This is a genomic window from Burkholderia sp. M6-3 (assembly GCF_050858985.1).
GTDB classification, from domain to species: Bacteria; Pseudomonadota; Gammaproteobacteria; order Burkholderiales; family Burkholderiaceae; genus Paraburkholderia; species Paraburkholderia caledonica.
On sequence record NZ_CP110090.1, the window covers coordinates 658,542 to 681,478 of the forward strand.

Annotated in this window: 23 protein-coding genes and 3 pseudogenes; 18 read left to right on the plus strand and 8 right to left on the minus strand. The window is 62.0% G+C overall.

Features of this window, described 5'->3' with window-relative positions; all coding sequences use genetic code 11:
- Positions 1-54 precede the first annotated feature (54 nt).
- Positions 55-414 (minus strand): annotated as a pseudogene (locus OH764_RS02885) (methyl-accepting chemotaxis protein); the annotation flags it as partial.
- Positions 415-676: 262 nt separating this feature from the next.
- Between OH764_RS02885 and OH764_RS02890 the strand changes: the two are divergent.
- Complete coding sequence (locus tag OH764_RS02890) at positions 677-1,369, plus strand: phosphatase PAP2 family protein (RefSeq protein WP_498848739.1); 693 nt, start codon at positions 677-679, stop codon at positions 1,367-1,369.
- Between the two features lie 275 nt (positions 1,370-1,644).
- Here OH764_RS02890 and OH764_RS02895 read toward each other — a convergent pair whose 3' ends face one another.
- Complete coding sequence (locus OH764_RS02895; protein WP_498847967.1) at positions 1,645-3,534, minus strand: TRAP transporter large permease; 1,890 nt, start codon at positions 3,532-3,534, stop codon at positions 1,645-1,647.
- The gene (locus OH764_RS02900) at positions 3,531-4,559 is read right to left on the minus strand and encodes a TRAP transporter substrate-binding protein (protein ID WP_288831100.1); all 1,029 of its coding nucleotides are present in this window, start codon (positions 4,557-4,559) and stop codon (positions 3,531-3,533) included. Before OH764_RS02900 ends, OH764_RS02895 begins: the two co-directional genes overlap by 4 nt.
- A gap of 196 nt (positions 4,560-4,755) precedes the next feature.
- On the opposite strand from OH764_RS02900, the gene OH764_RS02905 reads away from it, so the two are divergent.
- The 4 genes from OH764_RS02905 to OH764_RS02920 all read left to right on the plus strand — a co-directional run bounded on the left by OH764_RS02905 (position 4,756) and on the right by OH764_RS02920 (position 8,451).
- On the plus strand, positions 4,756-5,664 hold the full coding sequence (locus OH764_RS02905; RefSeq protein ID WP_498848740.1) for a LysR family transcriptional regulator: 909 nt from the start codon (positions 4,756-4,758) through the stop codon (positions 5,662-5,664).
- A gap of 181 nt (positions 5,665-5,845) precedes the next feature.
- On the plus strand, positions 5,846-7,204 hold the full coding sequence (locus tag OH764_RS02910; protein WP_440785389.1) for an NAD(P)H-dependent oxidoreductase: 1,359 nt from the start codon (positions 5,846-5,848) through the stop codon (positions 7,202-7,204).
- 45 nt (positions 7,205-7,249) lie between these two features.
- Positions 7,250-7,561 carry a putative quinol monooxygenase gene (locus OH764_RS02915; RefSeq protein ID WP_408502444.1) on the plus strand — a complete coding sequence of 104 codons (312 nt, stop codon included), beginning with the start codon at positions 7,250-7,252 and terminating at the stop codon, positions 7,559-7,561.
- Entirely contained in the window at positions 7,561-8,451 is an 891-nt protein-coding gene (locus tag OH764_RS02920) for an NAD(P)-dependent oxidoreductase (protein WP_498847968.1), read from the plus strand. The genes OH764_RS02915 and OH764_RS02920 overlap by 1 nt, the downstream gene beginning before the upstream one ends.
- A 253-nt stretch (positions 8,452-8,704) precedes the next feature.
- Here OH764_RS02920 and OH764_RS02925 read toward each other — a convergent pair whose 3' ends face one another.
- Positions 8,705-9,640, minus strand: coding sequence for a VirK/YbjX family protein (locus tag OH764_RS02925; RefSeq protein ID WP_498847969.1), 936 nt, complete (start codon positions 9,638-9,640; stop codon positions 8,705-8,707).
- 445 nt (positions 9,641-10,085) lie between these two features.
- On the opposite strand from OH764_RS02925, the gene OH764_RS02930 reads away from it, so the two are divergent.
- The 11 genes and pseudogenes from OH764_RS02930 to groL all read left to right on the plus strand — a co-directional run bounded on the left by OH764_RS02930 (position 10,086) and on the right by groL (position 17,749).
- Positions 10,086-11,240 carry a DUF3182 family protein gene (locus OH764_RS02930; RefSeq protein WP_498847970.1) on the plus strand — a complete coding sequence of 385 codons (1,155 nt, stop codon included), beginning with the start codon at positions 10,086-10,088 and terminating at the stop codon, positions 11,238-11,240.
- Positions 11,237-12,001 carry an alpha/beta hydrolase family protein gene (locus OH764_RS02935; RefSeq protein ID WP_408421622.1) on the plus strand — a complete coding sequence of 255 codons (765 nt, stop codon included), beginning with the start codon at positions 11,237-11,239 and terminating at the stop codon, positions 11,999-12,001. Before OH764_RS02930 ends, OH764_RS02935 begins: the two co-directional genes overlap by 4 nt.
- A 397-nt stretch (positions 12,002-12,398) precedes the next feature.
- A pseudogene (locus tag OH764_RS02940) lies at positions 12,399-12,479 on the plus strand (hypothetical protein); the annotation flags it as partial.
- 116 nt (positions 12,480-12,595) lie between these two features.
- Positions 12,596-12,736: a non-homologous end-joining DNA ligase LigD gene (ligD, locus tag OH764_RS02945; RefSeq protein WP_408201332.1), complete on the plus strand. Its 141-nt coding sequence runs from the start codon at positions 12,596-12,598 to the stop codon at positions 12,734-12,736.
- 29 nt (positions 12,737-12,765) lie between these two features.
- Positions 12,766-13,335, plus strand: coding sequence for a hypothetical protein (locus OH764_RS02950; RefSeq protein ID WP_408421625.1), 570 nt, complete (start codon positions 12,766-12,768; stop codon positions 13,333-13,335).
- A gap of 30 nt (positions 13,336-13,365) precedes the next feature.
- Positions 13,366-13,794: a DUF1810 domain-containing protein gene (locus OH764_RS02955; protein ID WP_498847971.1), complete on the plus strand. Its 429-nt coding sequence runs from the start codon at positions 13,366-13,368 to the stop codon at positions 13,792-13,794.
- A 127-nt stretch (positions 13,795-13,921) separates the two neighbouring features.
- Complete coding sequence (locus OH764_RS02960; RefSeq protein WP_288830404.1) at positions 13,922-14,059, plus strand: hypothetical protein; 138 nt, start codon at positions 13,922-13,924, stop codon at positions 14,057-14,059.
- A gap of 1 nt (position 14,060) precedes the next feature.
- Complete coding sequence (locus OH764_RS02965) at positions 14,061-14,591, plus strand: hypothetical protein (RefSeq protein ID WP_408170203.1); 531 nt, start codon at positions 14,061-14,063, stop codon at positions 14,589-14,591.
- 376 nt (positions 14,592-14,967) lie between these two features.
- Positions 14,968-15,228, plus strand: a pseudogene (locus tag OH764_RS02970) (site-specific integrase); the annotation flags it as partial.
- A 537-nt stretch (positions 15,229-15,765) separates the two neighbouring features.
- Positions 15,766-16,056 (plus strand): co-chaperone GroES, encoded by a 291-nt coding sequence (gene groES, locus OH764_RS02975; protein WP_006047749.1) that lies wholly within the window; start codon positions 15,766-15,768, stop codon positions 16,054-16,056.
- Positions 16,057-16,108: 52 nt separating this feature from the next.
- Positions 16,109-17,749 carry a chaperonin GroEL gene (groL, locus tag OH764_RS02980; protein WP_020069817.1) on the plus strand — a complete coding sequence of 547 codons (1,641 nt, stop codon included), beginning with the start codon at positions 16,109-16,111 and terminating at the stop codon, positions 17,747-17,749.
- Between the two features lie 163 nt (positions 17,750-17,912).
- On the opposite strand, the gene cysC is transcribed toward groL, so the two are convergent.
- The 4 genes from cysC to OH764_RS03000 all read right to left on the minus strand — a co-directional run bounded on the left by cysC (position 17,913) and on the right by OH764_RS03000 (position 20,678).
- Positions 17,913-18,524 (minus strand): adenylyl-sulfate kinase, encoded by a 612-nt coding sequence (gene cysC, locus OH764_RS02985; RefSeq protein ID WP_440785398.1) that lies wholly within the window; start codon positions 18,522-18,524, stop codon positions 17,913-17,915.
- A gap of 16 nt (positions 18,525-18,540) precedes the next feature.
- Positions 18,541-18,840 (minus strand): hypothetical protein, encoded by a 300-nt coding sequence (locus OH764_RS02990; protein WP_440785399.1) that lies wholly within the window; start codon positions 18,838-18,840, stop codon positions 18,541-18,543.
- Positions 18,783-19,037 carry a hypothetical protein gene (locus OH764_RS02995; RefSeq protein ID WP_498847972.1) on the minus strand — a complete coding sequence of 85 codons (255 nt, stop codon included), beginning with the start codon at positions 19,035-19,037 and terminating at the stop codon, positions 18,783-18,785. The genes OH764_RS02990 and OH764_RS02995 overlap by 58 nt, the downstream gene beginning before the upstream one ends.
- A gap of 780 nt (positions 19,038-19,817) precedes the next feature.
- A complete protein-coding gene (locus OH764_RS03000; RefSeq protein ID WP_498847973.1) occupies positions 19,818-20,678 on the minus strand; it encodes a hydroxymethylpyrimidine/phosphomethylpyrimidine kinase in 861 nt (286 codons plus the stop codon).
- Positions 20,679-20,963: 285 nt separating this feature from the next.
- Between OH764_RS03000 and OH764_RS03005 the strand changes: the two genes are divergently transcribed.
- Complete coding sequence (locus OH764_RS03005; RefSeq protein ID WP_006047743.1) at positions 20,964-21,134, plus strand: rubredoxin; 171 nt, start codon at positions 20,964-20,966, stop codon at positions 21,132-21,134.
- Positions 21,135-21,378: 244 nt separating this feature from the next.
- Positions 21,379-22,788, plus strand: a complete 1,410-nt coding sequence (locus OH764_RS03010) for a FimL-related protein (RefSeq protein ID WP_440785401.1) — start codon at positions 21,379-21,381, stop codon at positions 22,786-22,788.
- Positions 22,789-22,937 lie beyond the last annotated feature (149 nt).

Sequence of the window (22,937 nt, forward strand, 5' to 3'; positions counted from 1 at the left end):
CTTTAAATAGCGGTTGATCCAGCATTGCGTCGCGAACCCGCCGGCCCATGTACAGGCGGTGCGGAAAACCGATACGGCGGTGCGCAATTGCTGCGCTTGATGTTCGAGAGAACCGGCGGCCGCAGCCGCCTCTTCGACTAACGCGGCGTACTGCTGCGTCACTTCGTCCATCTGCGTGATCGCCTGATTGATCTGCTCAATGCCGCGGATCTGTTCGTGCGAGGCCGACGCGATCTCGCCCATGATGTCCGTCACCCGCTGAATCGCGATGCCGACCTTTTCCATGGTTTCCCCTGCGCTCGCGACAAGTTCGGCTCCTGCCTCGACCCGCGAGCCCGATGGCTCGATGAGCACCTCGATATCTTTGGCGGCGCTCGACGATCTTTGCGCGAGACTTCGGGAAGATGGGGCAATCGTGTCGGCTGCGCCTGCGTTAGCGGCGGTCGGAAGATCGATCTGACTCAACGGGCCTCTTGCGCGACGGGTATGAGCAACAACGCCGCCAAGAACGTAAGAACGAGTGTTCGGAAGATGCCGAGACGTACGAAATTGGGAAAAGGATCGAGGGCATCGATCGCGCAGTAAAAGTTGTCAGTGAAAGTAAGCACCAGAAATCCGGCGCATCCAACGGGCTATGCTACCCCTCGATGCGACTTCCCAAGTTTCTTACAAAATAATGAATAACATAGATTCGTCTATCGAGACATATCTGTCCAACATACACTTAAGTCATTTCGCGACGCAATCCATAGAAGCCATCGCCGATCTTTACACCTTCAAAGGGCTCGTACTCATTCCCGTGTTGTGGTGGATGTGGTTTCAGCAGGACGAACGCCGTGAATGGCGGCGAGAAATGGTTCTCGCGACGCTTCTCGGTGGCGTCGTGGCGCTCTTCCTCGGAAGACTGCTGACTCACTGGTTGCCGTTCAGAGTGCGCCCCGTCTATAGCGCCGAACTGCATCTGCACTTTGCAGGTAGCGCTCTTAAGGACGCACTGCTGACAAGTTGGAGTTCCTTCCCAAGCGATCACGCGATGCTATGGATGGCGGTCGCCACCGGCATTTTCCTTGTGTGGCGGGGGATCGGTGGACTGGCGATTGCCTATACCGTGCTGTTCATTTGCGTTCCGCGCGCCTACCTGGGCTTTCACTACCCAACCGATTTGCTGGTGGGCGCCGCCGTGGGAATCGGAATTGCCTATGTCGTTACGCGAGATGCGATCCGCGTGCGCTACGCGACTCCGGCACTGCGATGGATCGAACGCTGGCCGGGGCCTTCAGCGATGCTGGCATTTATTCTGTGCCTCGAACTCGTTACGCAGTTCGACGAACTGCGCAAGCTGGCGAGCGGTGTGTTCAAACATCTATGAACCACGCACTGCGGTGCGGCGCCGGGAGCGTGTAGGCGGTGGCGCCCGAGCGAGTGGACTGCATCCAGACAGGTTCATCGACGCGACCTGCGTCGTTGTGATCGACCGGCCGCTCAGAAAGGCGGAGCAGTCGCACGAATGTCCATTTGACGGCTTTGCCTCCAACAATTGCTTGAGACAACACGGATCGCTACTCGCACGAGGGCGAGGGCGAAACCACACCGCCGGAACCGGCAAGTGTGGTCAGCGCTAAACACCACATCTACTCGATAAATTCAAAGAAAGCCGATCGAAATCCAAGGAATGAAGGCTATCGCGATCAGCCCGAGAAGCAGCATGCCGAGATAAATCCAGATGCGCTTGAGTCCCGCTTCAGGCGATACCTCACCGATGATGCACGCCGCGTAATAACACAGGCCGAAAGGCGGCGCGAACACCCCGAGTCCCATTGCGAGCACGACGACCATCGCATAGTGCACTTCGTGTATCCCCAGCTGATGTGCAACTGGAAACAACAGCGGCCCAAACAGCACGATGGCCGGAATGCCTTCCAGCACGCTACCGAGCACGATGAACGCAACGATCGATACCAGCAGGAAACCGGCAGCACCGCCCGGGACTCTCGTCATCATGTTGGCGAGGTCGTGCGAGAAACCCGACTGCGTCAACGCCCAGCCCATCGCACTCGCCGCCCCCACGATGAACAGAATGGCACCGGACAATGCCGCCGTCTGCAGCAGCATCGGCATGATGGCTTTCCACTTCAGGCCGCCGCGATAGATCAACAGGCCGATCACGAGCGAGTAGGCAATGCCGAGCGTCGATACCTCCGTCGCGGTCGCGATCCCTTCGACCACCGCGCTGCGGATCAGGAATGGAAGCAGCAGCGCCGGCAATGCGATCACGAAGGTACGGCGCACGTGCGACCAGGGTGCCCTCACCGCTCCCGCGCGGCTCTCGTCCGTTTCGTCCTCACGCCCTGCACGCCACCACGCGACGACGCCCAGCACGAAAGCAAGCACGATGGCCGGCAGGATGCCTGCGGTAAATAACGCCGCGATCGATATGCCGGTCACCGATGCGATCGCGATCAGCACTAGCGACGGTGGAATCGTTTCGCTCATCGCACCGGCCGCCGCAAGCAGCGATACCAGTTCGCCGTCCTTCATTCCGCGCTTGCGCATCTCCGGGAAAAGCACGGGCGCAACCGCCGCCATGTCGGCCGTCTTGGAGCCCGAGATCCCCGATATCAGCAGCATGGCGCCGAGCAGCACATACGACATGCCGCCCCGCACGTGCCCAAGCAGCGACGCGAGAAACGCCACCATCACGCGCGCCACGCCCGTCACATGCACGAGTTGCCCGAGCAGCACGAACATCGGCACGGCGAGCAGGATCAGCGTGCTCATGCCTTCGTCCATGCGTCCGACCACCACGCTGAGCGGTGTCGATGTGGTCGTCAGCAAAAAGGCGCTCGTCGCGAGCGAGAACGCGAAGGCGATTGGCACACCCGCCATCACCCCCGCACCGAGGAGGCCGACGAAGAACACCAGCAGCGCGCCCTGCCCCATGTGCGTCAAGGGTGCCTTGGCAAGGTAGCAGCCCAACGCAATCAGCAATATCAGCACAATCGCACCGACGATGTGGCGTCGATCATGGCGCGCCAGGCGCAGCCCGCAACTCACCAGCGCCGCCGCGCAACCGAACGGAATCGCCAGTGCCCTGACCGAGCCCGACCAGCCGAGCGCTGGCGTCTCCACGAACGCCTGGTCCTGCACATAGTCGAACGCGGGATGCATGACAAGCGCGAAGAACGCGGCCGCAGCAGCGACCGCCAGCGTCTCGGCCCATGCCTGCGCGCGCGGTGTCACGTGCGATACGAAGAAGGTCAACCGCATGTGACACGAACGCTGCACCGCAAGCGCGCTGCCCAGCATCGCAAGCCAGAGGAACAAGATCGACGCGAGTTCGTCCGACCAGATCAGCGGTTGGTGAAACACTGCACGCGCAACGATGCCGATGAACAGCAGCGCCACCTCGCCCACGACCGCCGCCGCGGCGAGCACCTCGATCCCTCGCCGCAACCAGCGTTCGATGGCGGTCTCGCCGTGCGTCTCGCGCACGAATGCGGGCCCCGGCACTTCAAGATTGTGTGCCGCGCTCATGATATTTTCCCCGTCACCGCTTCGAGGGCACTCCACGGGCCACCGCCGAACTTGTCGCGCCATTGTGTATAGAAGCCGCCCTTCGAGAGCGCTGCGCGAAACGCTTCCCTGTCCGCGGGCACGAACGTTAGTCCCTTGCCGGAGAGTTGCGACTTCAGCGACGTATTCAAACGCGCGACGTCCGCGCGCTGCTCGACGCTCGCGCGGTCGAACTCGCGCCTGACGATCGTCTTGAGGTCGTCGGGCAGCGCATTGAACGCGCGCGGATTGGCGAGCAGCCAGAACGGGTCCCAGATGTGATTTGTCTCGGCCACGTACTTCTGCACTTCATAGAGCTTGCCCGCCTCGATCGTGACGAGGCCGTTTTCCTGGCCGTCCACGAGATGGGTCTGCAACGCGGTGTAGAGCTCGTTGAAGTTAATCGACGTAGGGTTCGCACCTAGCGTCTGGAAGAGCGACGTGAACATCGGCGAGACCGGCACGCGAATCCGGTAGCCGCGCAAGTCCTCGGGCGCCTTGATCGGTTTCGTTGCGGACGTGATCTGCCGAAAGCCGTTGTCCGCTGCCTTCGACACCGACACGTACCCGCTCTTGTCGATCTGCGCGCGGATGAGCTTGCCGAGATCCCCATCGACGCCGCGCCAGACCTGGTCGTATCCGGAGAAGGCGAAGCCGAGATTGGTGATGGCCGCGAGCGGAATCACCGTCGAGAGCACCGAGCCCGATATGTTGAGCAACTCGACGGCGCCCGAGCGCGTCTGCGACAACAGGTCGGTGTCCGAGCCGAGTTGCGATGCGGGGAAGAAGCGGATCTCGAGCCTGCCGCTGCTCGCCTCGCGAATGCGATCAACGGCTTCCTTCAACCGCGCATTGATCGGTTGATTAAGGGATTGCCCGGTAGCGAGCTTGTAGGTGAACTCAGCAGCGCGTGCAGGCCGGGTCCATATCGTTACCAGCGGAAGGGCGGCCGCAGCCTTCAACACCGCGCGTCGCGAAATGCGGCGCGGCGAGTTCGACGTGCTCATGATGCTGTCTCCATTTATATGAACTTACCGTGGCGCGCCACTTTGTCGGTATGGCGTCGAGGCACGTCGCGATGCTTGGTTCGTTGACTACTTATCCAGGCACCGCCGGTCCTGCATGTGCAAAATATATGAGGCTTGTTGGTGAAGGACAATTCAATTATTTTGCGAAAAGGTGTAGCCAATCTAAAGGGTGATCATGTATCTGCCACTGCGGGCCATCAGTGTTTTTCATGCTGCGGCGAGTTCGGGAAGCATCTCTCGGGCAGCAGCGGAATTAAACGTCACGCCATCGGCCGTCAGCCAACAGATCCAGTCGCTTGAAACGCATCTGGGCACGGCGTTGATGACTAAGGTTGGGCGAGGCGTTGCATTGACCGAAGCGGGCGAGCGCTACTTCGCGATGATTTCAGAGGAGATCGACCGCATCGCGGACGCGACTCAGCGGATACGCGGGTTGCGCTCCGTTACGCTCCTGACCGTGCGCGCCACGCCAACGCTCTCCACCAAGTTTCTTCTGCCGCGTCTGCGCTCGTTCCTCGACGGCCATCCCGATCTTGAAGTGCGGCTGAACGGCACCAATGAAATGACCGACTTTGCGCAAGAAGCAGTCGATATCGAGATCCGTCACGGCACCGGGCAATGGCCGGGCGTTTACGTGGAGGCGCTGACCGAGGAGTCGTTCCTGCCGGTCTGCTCGCCCGCCTACTGCGCGCCGGCGAGTCTCGACGCCGCCGATCTGCAGCGGCACCGCCTGATCTACTCGATCAAGTCGCAAGTCCAGTGGCCGCACTGGTTCTCGTTGGCGCACGCGGCGCCGCTCGATCCCGGACAACGCGTCCTGTTCGACCGCAGTCACATGGCAATCGATGCCGCCGTCGACGGCATGGGCATCGCGCTGGAGAGCACGCTCATGATGTGGCGGGAGCTGCGCGACGGGACGCTGATCTGTCCTGTGCGCGAGCCGCCCGCCATCCGCCTGACGACGCAGTGGATCGTCTGCCCGCTCGAGCACCTCCACAAGAAAAAAGTGATCCTGTTCCTCGATTGGCTGCGCGCCGAGCGCACCGCCTGGCAATCCGGTTCCCAACTTCCCGTCTCCCGGTGATGTTGAAGCCAGGCTAACAAATCGACTCGGAAATGTTAATTGTTCTGGCGCAAGGCCCTGACTACACTTGCTCGCAAGTAAGGCGCACCGCTGTTCTGCCTTCGATCACGCCAACCCCGGCCACTCACCGCGCGCCGCGCTCGCGGCCACGATCCACGGTCTCGACAACAAAGGATTGCAAATGAATCTCTCCAGTCTGCTCCAGGCACGCAACGCTTCTGGACGTCCCGTTCGCGTCGGCCTGATCGGTGCCGGCAAGTTCGGCTCGATGGTGCTATCGCAGGCGCGCCATATCGAAGGGCTGCACGTCGTGGGCGTCGCCGATCTCGACGTTGGCAAGGCGCGCGCATCGCTTGCACGGGTTGGCTGGCCGGCCGAGCAATACGGCGCACGCACGCTCTCCGACGCTGCGAAGACCGGCGCCACCTGTGTGCTCGACGATGCCGCCGCGCTCGCCGCCTGCGGCGAGATCGAATGCATCATCGAAGCGACGGGCCACCCGATCGCGGGCGTGCGTCACGCGCTGGCCGCAATCGAAGCCAACAAGCATGTGGTCATGGTCAACGTCGAGGCCGACGCGATGTGCGGCCCGCTGCTCGCCGCGCGTGCCCGCGAGCGTGGTCTCGTCTACAGCATGGCGTACGGCGACCAGCCCGCGATCATCTGTGAGCTCGTGGACTGGGTGCGCTCCTGCGGCTTCGAACTGACATCGGCTGGCAAGGGCATGAACTTCGAGCCGCGCTACCGCTACTCGACCCCGGACACCGTGTGGAGCTTCTTCGGCTGGACCGACGAAGAAGTCGCCAAGGGCGATTTCAACCCGAAGATGTACAACTCGTTTACCGATGGCACCAAGGCCGCGATCGAAATGGCTGCGGTTGCGAACGGCACGGGCCTCGACTGCCCGGACGACGGCCTCGCCTTTCCGCCTGCGGGCCTGCACGATCTCGCGCGCGTCTTCCGGCCAGCGGAAGACGGTGGTCGCCTTTCGCGCAGCGGTCTCGTGGACATCGCCGCCAGCCAGGAACCGGACGGCCGCGAAGTGTTCAACAACATCCGCTATGGTGTCTTTGTCACGTTCAAGGCGCCGAACGAATACGCGCGCGCCTGCTTCAAGCAATACGGCCTGCTCGTCGATCCGACCGGCTGGTACGGCTCGATGTGGCGCCCGTTCCACATGATCGGCCTCGAAACCAGCGTGAGCGTGCTGTCCGCCGTGCTGCGCGGCGAGGCGACGGGCTCGTCGAAGGAGTTCCGCGGCGACGCCGTGGCGACCGCCAAGCGCGACCTCAAACCGGGCGAGTTGCTCGACGGCGAAGGCGGATACGCGGTCTGGGCCAATGCGATCCCGGCATCGAAGAGCCTTGCTATCGGCGGTCTGCCGATTGGGCTTGCGCACAACGTCAGGCTGAAGCGCCCGGTCGCCAAGGACACGATCGTGCGCTTCGAGGACGTCGAACTCGAACGCGATCTCGATGTCGTCGCGCTGCGTCGCGAGATGGAGCAGAGCGCGCTCGGTAAGCCGGCGAAGGCAGCGTGAGGCGCGCACATCATGGCATCGGTTCGAGAGAGTGGAGAGTCCAGCGTGGATAGCGGAACCGAAGCGTTCGTGGTCATCGCCGAGTTCGAAGTGAAGGCCGAGCGTGTTGGTGACTTCCTCGCGCTCGCGCGCGACGACGCGCGGCACTCACTGGCCGACGAGCCGGGATGCCGGCAGTTCGATATCGTCCAGCTCGACGAACTGCCGGCGCGCGTCATGTTCTACGAGGTGTACGACGATCGAGCCGCGTTCGACGCGCACTTGCGGACGCCGCACCTCGATCGCTTTCGGGCCGGCTTTCCCGCGCTGATTGTGGCGGAGCGCCCGGTGCGCTTCGGCCATCGCGAGCCTGCATAATGCGCGCGAGTCTTGCTGTGGGCTTTATCGGCACCGGCATCATGGGCTTGCCCATGGCCCGGCGCGTGGCAGGCGCCGGGTACCGGGTCGCGGCGTGGAACCGCACCCGGGACAAGGCGGTGCCGCTCTTCTCGGTGGGAATCGAGGTGGTCGGTCATGCAAGCGAAGCCGCGCGCGACGCGGATGTCGTCATCTGCATGCTGAGCTCGGGTCCCGCATGCGACGACCTCCTGCTCGGCGACGACGGGATCATCGCCAACATGCGCGCGGGCAGCGTGCTGATCGTGATGAGCTCGATTCCTGTTGAGACGGCGCAACGCCACGCCGGGGTCGCGGCGGCACGCGAAATCGGCTATCTCGACGCGCCCGTTTCAGGCGGGGAGAAAGGCGCGCAGGACGGCACGCTCGCGATCATGGCCGGCGGCGAGGTGGAGGTGTTCGAACGCGTGCGCTCCGTGCTGCAGACGATGGGCCGTCCGACGCGCATCGGCCCGGCGGGCACGGGTCAGCTCGCGAAGCTCGTCAACCAGATGATGGTAGCGAGCACGATCGCTACGGTCGCCGAAGCGATGCTGCTCGCGGAAAGCGGCGGCGCCGATCCCGCGCAAGTCCGCGCGGCGCTGCTCGGCGGGTTCGCCGACTCGACGATACTCCGCCAGCACGCGGCACGCATGATCGCGCGAGACTTTGCGCCGGGCGGCCCGGCCAAGTATCAAATCAAGGATACGAAGACCGCGCTCGGTTTTGCGCAGAGCGTGGGGTTGGAGTTGCCGGTACTGGGGCTCGTCGATGGGCTCTTCACCGACATGGTCGAGCATGGCGACGGCGATCTGGACCACAGCGCACTTATTCGAGAACTGCGCAGGCGCAACGGTTTGCCGGTGTCATGACATTGTGACGAACGGATTTTGATTCAAAACGAACCATGTGTCGTTGGACGATTAGGCCGGTATTGATATATACCAAGCTGTATCCGCACGCTTGCGCCGCGTACCCACGCGCGGCTTATTTCCCGATTGGAGAACGTTCACCAAGTGATCGTTCGGCCATTCAGACGTCCGATCCACTCCAACAAGCGGCGAACTCATTCGCGAGGGTGAACGTTGCTTCATCGGGGCCTGTGCCGACGTTCATCGTTTCAAATCAAGTCGCCGAGTCGCCGCAGATACCAGGTGCTAGTGGCTCTTGCCGACACGGTTGATGTCCATCGTGTAGCCTGCATGTCGATGCATGCTCGCTGCTCTGGCCGGAAAGACGCGTCTCTTTGACCTGTCCCATTGCTGACAGCTCCGGTCCTAGGCTCGCCTGAATCTGCGCCAACACCTCCGCGATCAAAGCATGTTTCCGCCGGAACGCGGCTCGTTTGTTAGAAGGCACCTGACCGATCTCCCGATGGTGCAGGATGCGAGGTAGGATGAAACGAGCACCACACTCCACGCCACCCATTTCACGCCAGAAAGCGTCGTAGTCCGCGTGAAACCCCTCATCCCGAGCGTGTGACACGTGCGAGCTCTTCGCGACAGCTGCGAGCACCGGGATGTTCAGCAAGCGGCACAACTCGCAAAGCGCCTCCATCACGGCCGCTTTGGGACGAAGACCATGACATGTTTTCGTCGCGTCACGTACACGTTCCCGATCAATTCCGGCTGGCCCCTGTAGGCCGCCAATCAAAAGCACCCACGAGCGGGTCTCCGCCGTGTACTCGATGCTTACCGTGGCCCACGCAAGATCGACCCTTGTCTGCCGGTCCATCCACGCCACTGTCAGCAGGCCCTCCCGCCAGCATCGCGTGGGTTCTCGCAAAACGATGTCGTATTGAAGCGTGGACGACAGTGAGACCGATTCACCAAGCAGGTAGATGCGGGCCGTGAGCGCGTCGCCCAGCATTTGCTCCATCGCCGCATAGTGTCCGCAAATCAGCGCGGCCCGACTGCGGGCGGACAAGTCCGCCTGCCCGAAACGATGGAATGGTTTTTCTACGAAGCGCCGGTTGTGGACCGCGAGATCGGTCAATAGCGATCGCCTGCTCAGCGCCTGAAACCAAAGCCATGCCGCGCGTGGATAGATAACGGAATACATCAGAATCCGAACCCTTCGGAAAAGGGACTGTGGTCTCGTCGCAAAAACGGCCTTTCGAAGTAGCGCGTACTTGCTTGAAAATGTCATCAATCGGTCCAACAGCGGGATGGCGCTGCAATGTCAGTGGCAAGTGTCATATGAGCGAGGCTTGGTCCCGTGCGGCGCCAAGGGAACAACAGCTTTTTTCATATTTTTTCGCGCCCGATTTCCGCCGGCGACGGTCGGCTGCTGGCCGCGATTGTAACTGAAAATATTACGAATTATTACGGGACCGCCCTTGGACGTCCCATTAAGAGCCGGAGTCCAAACCGGCGAGCAGAGACACGGCCCGGTGGACGGGCTAACGGAAGGCACAGCTTTTGCTCGTTGCAAAATGACGGCCTTGCCCGTTCACGTGAGCGCCAACCACATACGTCGGCCGTGCGACGGCGCAAAGGAGCACGAAGTGGACCCATCGGTGCTTTCGCCCCCTGCGATACCACCCGTTCCCGTTGTGCTGGTCCATCTGGAGGAATGCAGGGCAGCCCGGGCTGGTCACGAGGTGGGCACGCTTCGGGAACTCGCCAGGCAGATTGCTGAACTGAAAGGCACCGGGATTGCGGGTGAGTTCGACCCAACGCTTACTTGTGCTGCCCATCGTTACCTGATTCCGGACCACACGCTAACGCTTACCGAAGCGCATAGGCTCGGCGTGCGTTCGGTTCGCGATCTGTTCGGCGGGGTCGTGCCGTTCCCGTTCGTCGCGACAAAGCTCATTGCACACCCGTTGACCGAAGACGCCCAAGTCGCTCCGCCTGGTTGGTCGAGGTTGTTCGGCGAGCACACTGCCTCGCTGGTTCTGCCGGGCTACTCAGCCTTTTCGCACGATGACGCTTGCAACGCGGCTCGCCGGCTGTGGCGGGATGGGCTCGTACGGATCAAGCGGCCATCGGGAATTGGTGGAGCGGGACAGTCGCTGGTCGCGAATATGGATGAACTCGAAACGGAGCTTGCCGCGCTCGGCGAGGCGGCGTTGCGAACTGAAGGCATCGTCGTGGAGCGCAACCTCGATCCGATTGAAACGCTGAGCGTCGGCCAGGTCACGCTTGACGAACTCGTGGTGAGTTACTACGGCGTGCAGCATCTGACCATGAACAACCACGGACATCGCGTGTATGGCGGCACGGATCTCATCGCCGTGCGGGGCGGTTTCGACATGCTTGCGCGGCTCGACCTGACAAGCGACATCAATGAGGCCATCCGCAAAGCGCGTGCGTTCGATGCCGCCGTGCAAAACGATTATGCGGGCTTCTTTGCATCGCGGTGCAACTACGACGTCGCGTGGGGCACCGACGCGCAAGGCGCGCGCCAATGCGGCGTGCTCGAGCAGTCGTGGCGGGTCGGCGGTGCTACGGGCGCCGAAATTGGTGCGCTACGTACGTTCAGGGCAGATCCGTTGGCGTATGCGGTGAGCGCCTCGACACGCGAGATCTATGGTGACGATGTGCAGCTACCGGACGGCGCCTCGATCGTTTATCAGGGCGTCGATCCGCACGCGGGCGCCATCACGAAGTACTACACGGTGGATCGCCATATATTGCAAGGGAGTGCCGACAGATGACAGCAGAACGTTACGGCGTTCAGATAAAGCTGGAGCGCGGACACCTCGACGGTACCGTCCTCGCGCCGAAGACTGCCGTCCCGGGTGTTCTTTTCGTGCATGGCTGGGGGGGCAGCCAGGAGCAGTATCTGGAGCGCGCCAGGCAGGCGGTGGCACTGGGCTGCATTTGCCTGACGTTCGATCTGACGGGACATGGACGAACACAGGACGAACAGCAGAACGTGACCCGGGAGACCAATCTGCAGGACCTGCTCGCTGCATACGATGCGCTCGTTGCGCACCCGTCGATCGACCGTGACGCGGTCGCCGTAGTGGGCAGCAGCTATGGAGGCTATCTCGCGACCATTCTGACCGAGCTGCGACCCGTGCGTTGGCTGGGTCTGCGCGTGCCGGCGCTCTACCTCGACGACGGATGGAATACACCAAAGCGCGCCCTGCATGTCGAGCACGACCTGGTGGCGTATCGCAAACGGATTGTGGCGTCGTCAGACAATCGCGCATTGCGGGCGGCCGCCCGCTTTGGCGGTGATGTGTTGCTCGTTGAATCGGAGCACGACAAGATTGTGCCGCACCCTGCAATCGCCAGCTATCTGCAGGCGTTTTTGGATGCCCACTCGCTCACCTACCGGATCATCGCTGGAGCAGATCACGGGCTGTCGGACGACGCCAGCCAGCGGGCCTATACCAGCCTGCTGATGAACTGGCTGACGGAGATGGTTGCCGGCCAGCGCGCAGGCGACCGGGGAGGTGCGCCACATTAGGCACGCCATGGGAAGCGCACGGGTGTCCCGGCGCCCGACTGCGACGAGCCGGAAGGCCACCCCTTCGGGCGAAGGCATTCCACTCCCCGCCTTCCGCTCGCTGTACTGAACGGCGTGGTCTATACCCGGATTCGCACATTTTTTTCCCGTGTGCTCGAGCGTGGTCGGGGCTCCCGACGGTGTTAGCTGGATGACTGCGCCGCAGGGAACTGTAGGGTCGTCCAGAATCCGAAGAAGCGCCGTGATCCGTGTGTGGTAGGTTCGGTGATCGTGAGCCCATTCACGAGCTTCGTGGTCACCTTCAGCTTCCGCCTGCTCAGCCATCGTAAGCAGGCGCGTTGCTTCGACGTGAGCCTGACGGAGTCTTTTCGCCTTTTCACCCTCGCCCTTTACTGCCATGCTCGAAGCCGCGGAGCTTCTAAAGGTCGTGCTGGACGAGATTGGCCTGCGCTCTTTTCCCAAGACGAGCGGCGGGAAGGGCTTTCGCGTCGTTGTGCCGTTGACCTGCCGCCAAGGGTGGGACGAGACCAAAGCCTTCGCGCACGCGGTACCACCGCACATGGCGCGCGTCGCGTTCCGCAAAGGTTTTCTGCTGTGCTCGGGCCTAAGAACCGCGTCGGAAAGATTTTCATCGACTACCTGCGCAATAGGCGCGGCGCGAGCACTGTCGCTGCGTTCTCTTTACGCGCCCGGTCGGGGATGGGGTATCGATGCCGGTTTCGTGGGACGAACTGAAAGAGGTAAGTCGCGGTGACGAGTGGACCATGCAAAAAGCCATTCAGCGGCAGCGTTCCCTCAAGGTGGACCCTTGGCAGGGGTACTGGCAGATCCGGCACGGCATCACTGCGGCGATGCGACGCGCGTCGCCATGGACGCGAGGAGTCGATGAGGCCGCAGGAAGGAGCGCACTGCCTGGTTGCGTCCTCTCGAAGCGCTGCATCATAGGGAAGCAGGCACTAACCATGCTCGTCTTTCACGGTGTTGGACCATGGGGATGCATCGTGAAAAGACATACGATATTCAACCTGTTGTGCCCGTGCGGACATCGGGGCTGCATCGTGGAAAGCGCAGACGAAAATGCGGTGCCAGCATGGCACTTCAACTTCGTAAGGAGCCTTTCGCACGCTGGCGATTACGAAGGCCTCGACCCGATATTCGCCGATGTAAAGCCCGCTTGCCCCGCTTGCGGAAAATCGCTCGGCCCAGAACATGTTGTCGCGCGCGTTGAGAAAACCAGTGCCGTCGGCGACATGCCCGGCGCCACCGCAGTCAACCTTATGTCCGACAGTTTTCGAGCTGCCGCGAGCCCGGGTAGCAGTGACGTCGCAGGCTGAATGGGAAGTTGACGGAAGGAGGGCTTCGCTATGCGCGACCGATACGATCTACAACGGTTCGTGGACGCGCAGCAGCCGGTGTATGGGCGAGTGACCGACGAACTGCGCGCCGGCGACAAGCGCAGCCACTGGATGCGGTTCATCTTTCCGCAGATCAAGGGGATCGGCAGTAGCCCGACAGCGCAGCGCTACGCGATATCCGGGCGTGATGAGGTGCGCGACTATCTCGATCATCCCGTGCTCGGCCCCCGTCTGCGGGAGTGCACGGCGATCGTCAACGACATTGAAGGCAAGACGCTCGATGAAATCTTCGGCTATCCGGACAATCTCAAATTCTGCTCATCGATGACGCTGTTTGCCGGCGCCGCGCAAGACAGTGCGCTATTCAAAGCGGCGCTTCGAAAGCACTGCGGCGACGAGGCAGATCCGCTCACGCGCGCGAGGCTGGTGGACGGCTGATTTCGCAATGCATGCGGCAAGTGCGCGTGCGCGCCGGCGAGTGGAAATGCCGCGCAGTTCTACGTACACGCCATATCCGGGTGCAGACATTCTTCAAGTCCGTTGCCAACAAAGAAAAGGAGGTCGTATGGCAGACCAGCATAAGCCCGGCGAGACGGTGAAGTCGTCCGGTATCTACAAGGTCGTGAAGGAGGGTGGTGGTGGCCCCGAATTCGAAGTCACGTGCGTGGAAGGCGAGCACTTTCCGCCGACGGGTGGCCGGTAGCGTGATCGACTACATCGTTGGCAAGGTCGGATTGATTGCGCGCCGCAGTCCAGTTCTGTGGACTGCCGGCGCGCTATTGCTTGTGAACAGCGCGATGTCCTTCGCCAAACGTCCCGTCCACATTCCATCCCAAACGCATTATTCGACGTCAGTTCTTTTCTATTCGTATCCCGTCGCTGCATCACCGGCCTACACGCTGTTTCGCCACGTACGCCGCTATGTGGTCCAGAATGCGATGCAATGGAGTGCTGTGGCTTACGGGCCGCCCAATATCAACAATATCGTGCAAGGCAAACAGCGCTTCCGTTATGGGAATGCGCCGGGCAACCCTTACCTGGCCCCGCTCGACGGCGCTCAAGCCGCCCATTCACCCTTGCCCCCCTTTGGCTTCGGCCTTCCGTCCGATCCGCAGAGCGTTCCGCCCACTGCCGCAAGCGGTGACGACGACTGGAGCTTCAGGGCCAATCCGCTTCTGAACCTCAATCACGCGCATGAGCGCGGCGCAACCTTCTCGATTCGACACGACTTCTGAAGAGCGGCATCTACCATCGCGTGAATAAAAATGGCGGTGCAGGAACGCGGCGCTCGCCATTTTCCCCGTGCAACATGACGGCCGGGACGCCGGCACACTCCAACCGCCGGAAACCTCCCCGGTATGCCGGTGATGTCAATGCCGCTCACCCTTCGGCATTGGGTTTCATGGCATGAAAATGCCGAGTGGCCGCATCCTTCATGCCGCGCAACGGAATGGTAGCCACGCCGACTGGCCGGCCGTTAAACTTCGTTGGAGTAAACCCCTCGCGCGGCATGGGCTTCGATCGGCGGTAACAGCAATGGAGAGGAAAGCGACTCTGTTTTCATTTTGAAAGGCGAGGCAATCCGCCTCGTCGTTCAACGGGAGCAGAGTCATGACTCACACCCTCCAGCCTGTCAGTGCGCTACGTCAGCGCATGACCGACGACATGCGCATGCGGCAGCTCGCACCGAAGACGCAGGCCAGTTATCTGCGCATCGTGCGCGAGTTCACCCGGTTTCCCGGGCGCTCGCCCGATACCGCCACCGTCGAGGACCTGCGACGCTACCAGTTGCACCTGGTCGACCACGGCGTGTCGCCGGTGTCGCTCAATGCGGCGATCACCGGCCTGAAGTTCTTCTTCGAGATCGCGCTCCAGAACCTTGGTGATTCTTTTGCTACTACGTCCGTCTTTGAGCGGCGTGCCGCGAAGGCCAACTCGTCGCAGTGCCGTCGCCTCGCTGTCTTCCTCGAAAGGTGCCATCCCCATTCGTGCGCCGAGGCGCGACGCGCATCAACAGCCCGAGCATCCTGCGCCTGGCGCTAGGGTGAGGGTTTTACCTAGGCTGGGGAGATTGCCCAGCGAGCGCGACCCAGCGTCGTCAGATTGGGCGTTACATGGGACTGTGCGTACGACGCGGCGAATAACAGATTCGACTCTAAGGCATTGTTTTTTTGGAAAGTTATCGGCTGATTCGGTAGGCCGAGTGCATTGAGAGTTCAAACTTAAGTGAACGAAGTTCGAAGTTGAGTGAATCTCGACATCAACTGTCCCCACATCCCTTCTTGAATTTGTCACCAGCCGTCCATATAATTAGCACTCGCTGCACGAGAGTGCTAACAACTTCGCCGGTTGGCTCGGCCAGCCGGGTTTTCCAAGCGTTCTTCAGTCTCAATCAAGAGAGGAGTATGTATGAACCTTCGTCCTTTGCATGATCGCGTGATCGTCAAGCGTCTGGATCAAGAAACCAAGACCGCGTCGGGCATCGTGATCCCCGAAGCCGCAGCAGAAAAGCCGGATCAGGGCGAAATCCTGGCAGTCGGCCCGGGCAAGCGTGACGACAAGGGCGCACAGATCGCCCTCGACGTGAAGGTTGGTGACCGCGTCCTGTTCGGCAAGTACGCAGGCCAGACCGTAAAGGTCGACGGCAACGAACTGCTCGTGATGCGCGAAGAAGACATCATGGCCGTGGTGAACAAGTAAGCGCAAGCCGCTACTTCCCCGGTTATATCCCAAGAATTCAAGGAGTTAGAAGATGGCAGCTAAAGACGTCGTATTCGGTGATTCCGCCCGTGCCAAGATGGTCGAAGGCGTGAACATCCTCGCGAACGCTGTGAAGGTCACGCTGGGTCCGAAGGGCCGCAACGTTGTCCTGGAACGCAGCTTCGGCGGCCCGACGGTCACCAAGGACGGTGTGTCGGTCGCAAAAGAGATCGAACTGAAAGACAAGCTCCAGAACATGGGCGCGCAAATGGTCAAGGAAGTGGCTTCCAAGACCAGCGACAACGCAGGTGACGGCACCACGACCGCAACGGTTCTGGCTCAGTCGATCGTCCGCGAAGGCATGAAGTACGTTGCATCGGGCATGAACCCGATGGACCTGAAGCGCGGTATCGACAAGGCCGTGGGCGCCGCGATCGAAGAACTGCGCAAGATCAGCAAGCCGTGCACGACGAACAAGGAAATCGCACAAGTCGGCGCGATTTCGGCAAACAGCGACTCGTCGATCGGCGATCGTATCGCTGAAGCAATGGACAAGGTCGGCAAGGAAGGCGTCATCACCGTCGAAGACGGCAAGTCGCTGCAAGACGAGCTGGACGTCGTCGAAGGTATGCAATTCGACCGCGGCTACCTGTCGCCGTACTTCATCAACAACCCGGACAAGCAAGTTGCCGTGCTCGAGAACCCGTTCGTGCTGCTGCACGACAAGAAGGTCTCGAACATCCGCGATCTGCTGCCGGTTCTGGAACAAGTCGCCAAGGCTGGCCGTCCGCTGCTGATCATCGCAGAAGACGTCGAAGGCGAAGCACTGGCAACGCTGGTGGTGAACAACATCCGCGGCATTCTGAAGACGGTTGCCGTGAAGGCTCCGGGCTTCGGCGATCGCCGTAAGGCCATGCTGGAAGACATCGCGATCCTGACCGGCGGCCAGGTCATCGCTGAAGAAACCGGCCTGACGCTCGAAAAGGCAACGCTGGCAGAACTGGGCCAGGCGAAGCGCATCGAAGTGGGCAAGGAAAACACGACGATCATCGACGGCGCTGGCGAAGCTGCAAACATCGAAGCGCGTGTCAAGCAAGTCCGCACGCAAATCGAAGAAGCTACGTCGGACTACGACCGTGAAAAGCTGCAAGAGCGCGTTGCCAAGCTGGCAGGCGGCGTTGCAGTGATCAAGGTTGGCGCTGCGACCGAAGTCGAAATGAAGGAAAAGAAGGCACGTGTCGAAGATGCACTGCACGCAACGCGCGCAGCTGTGGAAGAAGGCATCGTTGCTGGCGGCGGCGTTGCGCTGATCCGCGCACGTACGGCGATCGCCGGCCTGAAGGGCGCTAACGCCGATCAGGACGCAGGTATCAAGATCGTCCTGCGCGCAATGGAAGAGCCGCTGCGCCAGATCGTCACGAACGGCGGCGAAGAAGCCAGCGTCGTGGTGGCGGCAGTCGCTGCTGGCCAGGGCAACTATGGCTACAACGCAGCAACCGGCGAGTACGTCGACCTGGTTGACGCTGGTGTCGTGGACCCGACGAAGGTCACGCGCACTGCACTGCAAAACGCAGCATCGGTGGCAGGTCTCCTGCTGACGACCGACGCAGCTGTTTGCGAACTGCCGAAGGAAGACGCACCGATGCCTGGCGGCATGCCCGGCGGCATGGGCGGCATGGGCATGGACATGTAATTTCATGTCCGCTCGCCGGTTGCGCCTCGCACAGAGGTTCGATCGGGAGCCCATGGAAAAGCGCGCCGCGAGGTGCGCTTGCCAAAGAAAAAACCCGCAGAAATGCGGGTTTTTTCTTTGGTTCGGCGTTTATGGGAGAGGGAAGGCGTTCAGCGTCTTACGACTATGCCGGCTGCGCCAGGCAGTGCTCGCGCAAGTGCCGGGAGATGCCCGCTACGCTTTCGGCCGGCGTCAACGTTGCGGTGTCGATCGTGATATCCGGATCGAGCGGTACTTCGTAGGGCGCTGATACGCCGGTGAACGACGCAATCTCGCCGGCCAGCGCCTTAGCATAGAGACCTTTGGGGTCGCGTCGCGCACATGTTGCGAATGGTGCCGACAGGTAAGTCTCAATGAAATTGCCGGCGCCCACGATATCGCGCGCCATCGCCCGGTCGGCCCGCATCGGCGAGATGAGTGCGGTAATAACGATGAGGCCTGCGTCGTTCATCAACTTGGCGACGTGTGCGACGCGGCGGATGTTTTCGTGGCGGCCCTGCTGGCTGAAGTCGAGGTCGCTGCCCAAACCGTGGCGGATGTTGTCGCCGTCGAGTACGTAGCAGGCCTGGCCTTGCGAAACGAGTTGCCGTTCGAGTTCGAACGCAATGGTCGACTTGCCTGCTCCCGAGAGGCCGGTGAGCCAGATGGTGACCGGCCTTTGGCGGAGAATCCGCATTCTGTCCGCGAGCTTGATGGTGCCGTGGAAGCGTTGTACGGGGCCGCAGGGTTGCTCCATTCTTACTCCTCAAAACTTAAACGCAGTGCCAACCTTGGCGCCATACGCCGGCGTTGTGCCGCCGTTCCGCCGAATCGGCGAGGGCGAGGCGGAATCCGTCGGCCGCGCCTGGCGGTAAAGCGATGGAAAAGCCGGCGTAGGCGCTCGGATAGCCCGCTTGGGCGCCGTCCGGCCTATCGCCACCGCTCGAGCCGCGAGCAATGACTTCGTTGCCGATCCGCACCTCGAGCGATACCTTTTGTTCCGGATGACTGAGGTTCACCGCCCAGCCGGAGACAATGCCGTCGCGCACCGAGTCGACAAATCCGTCGTACATGTCCGCAATCGTTTGCGTTTCGCTGTATGCGAGCCGCAATATTCGTCGATCGGCGCGAGGGTAAAGCGGCCGATCACGCCATGCACCTTCGCGAGAAACGCTTCGTCGAAGCCGAACACCACCGACTTATGCAGATTCGAATTCTCAAACCGATTGATCTCTGCCTGGATCACCTTGACCAGTTCAAGCTTTCGCAATGACGCTGCCGGGCCTGTGCGCATCGCTTTCATCTGCGCGCTTGCATGCTCGAAAATCGCGTAATTGAGGCTGTTGTCTTGGACAGAATTTCTGTCTCGCGCTTTCGCTCAGCTGCCCAGTGTTTTTCGACTAGCCGCTCGTCGTGTTCGTCTCAAAGTAAAACGGCAATTTCAATCCGGTCTTTGCACAAAGCCGGAGTAGAAATTCGCTCATGTTTTCGCAAATACCCACCGTACTGCAGTGATGCCGCAAGTTGGCTGTCGCAATCTCGAGACTGAGCTTGTCGGGCGTCGAATGCCCGCTCAGCATTCTGCATAAAGACATTCCTGCCGCCCAGTCATTCGCTCACCCACTCGTCAAGGGAGAGCGCGCCGCGCCGCACGAGCGCTTCCGTCGCCGACACACTGGCGCCGCGCGAGAGGACCACGCATGGTGCAATAGGCGGGTGGGGTCTTCAGGCTTCTATGGAGGCCGTACGGCTGGTGGCCGCCGCAGATGCCTGTTTCGAGTAGCCTGGCGGGGCGCCTAACCCAACCTTCTCCGTCCCATTCGAAGACGACGAATTGGTCTTTACCTTTGTTGAAGTCGAAGTACGAGATCACCGTCGGTTTCCCGCTCTTGAGCGGGTGGACGAAAAACGTGGGTGCAAACATATAACGATATAACGAATTGCGAGTTGGAAGTGTAGCCCGCGCGTTGTCCCGGCGTTGTAACGTTTGATTACGCGAATAAGGTTCTCTGAACGTTCGCCGCGACGCGCGACTGACGTCGAAATGAGGTCAGTGCCGGGCTTCCCCAGGCGCGGCATCGTTTGCGCTAGCCGGCGGCGCCTCCTCGTCGCTGCTACGAGCCCAGAAGAACCGGTCCGGCATATACGCGCCCATGCCCGGTCGGAACGCGGCGCGCACCGCCTGGTACAGATACTCCTGAGCCTCGCGCACGGCCTCGGCCGGTTCCTGGCCATTGGCGAGGAGTGCCGCGATGGCCGAGCCGAGCGTATCCGTCAGGCCCATGATGCGGTGACTGCCGCGATCCCACATGTCCTGGCGCAACTGGCCGTCTTCGCTGAAAAGCGTATTGACCAGCCGGTGCGTGCCAGTTTCCGTCGACAGAATGTATTCGCAGCCCTGCGACAGCAGATGCGAGATCGCGGCGTCGAGGCTCGGTGCTTCGGCGTCGCCGTCTGGCTGAGCGAGCGCGAGCAGGGTGGCTGAGTCGGCAACCAGCAAGGTGGTTTGCGGCGCGAGCAGGTCGGCAATGGCTTCACGCAGTTCATCGGCGGCGAGGACGTGCTCGTCGTCGAGTGTGAAGTCGGGGGCAAGAATTAGTGGAATGTCGTCGTAATCGGCCACTACTTCGGCGATCGCGCTCACTACCTCGGCGCGCGTGCAGGCGCCCACCTTGAACGCTGCAATCGGCATGTCCTCGAGCAGCATGCGCGCCTGGGTCGCTACAACCTCTGGGTCGAGCCCGTTGACTTCGTCGCAGCTCGCCGAGTCGCGCACGGTATAGCCGGTAAGCACGGAGACGCCATGACAGCCCATGCTGGCAAGTGTCATCAGGTCGGCTTGCAGGCCAGAGCCGCCGGTAGGATCGGAGAGGCCGAAGGTGAGGACGATCGGAGGCGTGTCGCTGGGCATGAAGATGTACGAGGAGCAGTATTTTTGGCGCGGTGAGTGCGCAAGCGGCTCAATTATGCGTCCTAAAACGGCGCAGGGGCGTTTTTTCGCATCGCGGGTGGCTTCGTTCCCGGCTTCCGGGCTAACCCGTGGCGCGACGTCGCACGCAGCGGCACTTTTCCCATCCAGCATTGCCGAAGGTCGTTGCGCAAAGGGACTGGGCGTTTTGCGATTGCTAGGCATTGGGGCGGCAACACGGTACCATCATGGCTCCTGTTTCCACGGACTTCACGACGCGATACAAGAATGGAATATCAAAGCTGGATGTGCCTGATTTGCGGCTGGATTTACGACGAAGAAGCCGGTTTGCCGGACGAGGGCATTGCGCCGGGCACGCGCTGGGAAGACGTTCCCATCAACTGGACGTGCCCCGAGTGCGGCGCGCGCAAGGAAGACTTCGAGATGGTCCAGATCTGAAGTCGAACGGCGGCCGGCGTCGCCCCGCCGGGGTGTGGCATGGCGGCGGAACGTCCTCGTGCTGGCCGTGTCCCAACCGCAGGTTGACGTTGCGTAGTCTGTCATGGCGCATTGGTCGTTCTGCATGTGTCACTGTGCAGAAGTCATCGCGCATTTGTCATTGTTCAGTTGCCGGTCCGCGCGTTAGGCGCTCAGTCTGCGCGCGGCGCCCATCGGCGGCCCGCCGACTTTCCGTCGCCAACTCATGACTCTTCGATCCGCAGCACCTGTTTCCTTCGACGCATTGCCCAACCCGCGCGGCGGCGCTGTTCGCCCGGCGGAACTTGCGCTAGCCGAAGCGCTGCTGGCGTTCGAGCAGCACACCGGCTGCACCACCGCGCTGGTGCGCGCCTCGCACGCACTGCGCAGCGCGGGCTGGCTGAGTGCCACGCGTTTCGCCGACGCGCTCGTGCGTCTTTCGCCGCTGGCCGCGGGCGATCCGGCCGAGGCCGATAACGTGCGGCCGGCGTTTGGCGCCGCGCTGCGCGACTTCCGTGCGGCGCTCGAGCGTCACAATCTGCGCGAGCTCGCCTGTTCGCCCACGCTCTTTTGTCATTACCGCGAGTTGTGTGCCGATCTCGGCGAACACCCAACTGCTTCTCCGGTGGCTTTCGAAGACCTCGCGCTGACCGCGCGGCCCGTGCCGCCCGTTTCGTTTCATGCACAGTCGGCCGAGCAGCTGGCTCATCTGCGTGCGCGCTATGAACGCGCGCTGCTCCCGGTGCTGCGCTCGCAGCCGGATACCGGCAGCGTGGCGGCGCGAGCGGCCACCAACGCCGCGCTCGACGAACTCGACGCGGTGTTCACCGAACTCGCCGGTCCCGATCCCTATGACTTCTGGCGTCTTGCCAAGGCCTGCGCCCGTGCATTGCGGGTCAGCGGACGCGCGGCGGGTGAGCCCGACGCGCGGCGTTTTTACGCGCGCTGCAATCTCGCGCTAGCCGACCATGCGCGCGGCATCGAGCGCGCGCAGCGCTCGCTGGTGCGAGCTACCCTCGCGCTGCTGTGGCGCGATTACGCACTGTTTGGCGCCGCCGCTGAAGATGCCGACCAGGTCGAGGTGCTGCACGATTACGGCTTGACGGTCGATTGGCACGTGGCAGGCACGCAGGCATCGGAAATGCTTTGGGAAGCCGGAGCCGTGGAGGCGCAGTCATTCAGCGCACGCACTTCCATGACACGCGAACTGGGCGTGCTGAGCGTGAACACGCATGCGTACGAAGATTTTCTGCAGACGGCCGACGCGGCCATCTCCGCGCTCGCCGAACATGCGCGCGCCGCGGATCAGCCTGAGAGGGCCGATCCGAGCGAAGCGCTCCAGGCGGGCGACGCCGCGTACCGACTCGGGTCCGCAGCTTGCGCGCTCGGTCTCGGCCATGTCGCGCTGCTGGCCGATGCGCTGGGGCTCGCCTGGCGCCGTCGCGCTCATGCCGGCGTGTCGACGCCTGCGGTGCGTGCGCATGTGATCGTCGACGCGCCCGCGGCCAGTGCGCTGGAAGGCGCGGCCGAGGCATTGCGCGCCACGCTGCACAAGGTGGCGGCGGGCGTGGCGCCGCCGGCCAGCGGCGCGGCGCTGAGCGCGCTTACGCGGGCGATCGAGCAGGGCGGCGCGTAACGGGCGTCACGTGCGCCCGGGCCGCGCAGCGAGCGCATGAGGTACGCAACTACGCAGGCAACGAAGCAGGCAACCAGGCGGGCTACCAGGCAGTCAAGCGCGCAGGCCCAAGCTGCACCGTGGCAAGGCCCGCGTGCGTGATAGAGTGC

Bases quoted from the DNA above. Each gene is read 5' to 3' on its own strand.
- OH764_RS03010 (WP_440785401.1), top strand. From the start codon at position 21,379: ATGACTCTTCGATCCGCAGCACCTGTTTCCTTCGACGCATTGCCCAAC.
- OH764_RS03000 (WP_498847973.1), bottom strand. From the start codon at position 20,678: ATGCCCAGCGACACGCCTCCGATCGTCCTCACCTTCGGCCTCTCCGAT.
- OH764_RS02950 (WP_408421625.1), top strand. From the start codon at position 12,766: ATGCAAAAAGCCATTCAGCGGCAGCGTTCCCTCAAGGTGGACCCTTGG.
- OH764_RS03005 (WP_006047743.1), top strand. From the start codon at position 20,964: ATGGAATATCAAAGCTGGATGTGCCTGATTTGCGGCTGGATTTACGAC.
- groL (WP_020069817.1), top strand. From the start codon at position 16,109: ATGGCAGCTAAAGACGTCGTATTCGGTGATTCCGCCCGTGCCAAGATG.
- OH764_RS02955 (WP_498847971.1), top strand. From the start codon at position 13,366: ATGCGCGACCGATACGATCTACAACGGTTCGTGGACGCGCAGCAGCCG.
- cysC (WP_440785398.1), bottom strand. From the start codon at position 18,524: ATGGAGCAACCCTGCGGCCCCGTACAACGCTTCCACGGCACCATCAAG.
- OH764_RS02895 (WP_498847967.1), bottom strand. From the start codon at position 3,534: ATGAGCGCGGCACACAATCTTGAAGTGCCGGGGCCCGCATTCGTGCGC.
- OH764_RS02990 (WP_440785399.1), bottom strand. From the start codon at position 18,840: ATGTACGACGGATTTGTCGACTCGGTGCGCGACGGCATTGTCTCCGGC.
- OH764_RS02935 (WP_408421622.1), top strand. From the start codon at position 11,237: ATGACAGCAGAACGTTACGGCGTTCAGATAAAGCTGGAGCGCGGACAC.
- OH764_RS02920 (WP_498847968.1), top strand. From the start codon at position 7,561: ATGCGCGCGAGTCTTGCTGTGGGCTTTATCGGCACCGGCATCATGGGC.
- OH764_RS02960 (WP_288830404.1), top strand. From the start codon at position 13,922: ATGGCAGACCAGCATAAGCCCGGCGAGACGGTGAAGTCGTCCGGTATC.
- OH764_RS02910 (WP_440785389.1), top strand. From the start codon at position 5,846: ATGAATCTCTCCAGTCTGCTCCAGGCACGCAACGCTTCTGGACGTCCC.
- groES (WP_006047749.1), top strand. From the start codon at position 15,766: ATGAACCTTCGTCCTTTGCATGATCGCGTGATCGTCAAGCGTCTGGAT.
- OH764_RS02890 (WP_498848739.1), top strand. From the start codon at position 677: ATGAATAACATAGATTCGTCTATCGAGACATATCTGTCCAACATACAC.
- OH764_RS02925 (WP_498847969.1), bottom strand. From the start codon at position 9,640: ATGTATTCCGTTATCTATCCACGCGCGGCATGGCTTTGGTTTCAGGCG.
- OH764_RS02900 (WP_288831100.1), bottom strand. From the start codon at position 4,559: ATGAGCACGTCGAACTCGCCGCGCCGCATTTCGCGACGCGCGGTGTTG.
- OH764_RS02905 (WP_498848740.1), top strand. From the start codon at position 4,756: ATGTATCTGCCACTGCGGGCCATCAGTGTTTTTCATGCTGCGGCGAGT.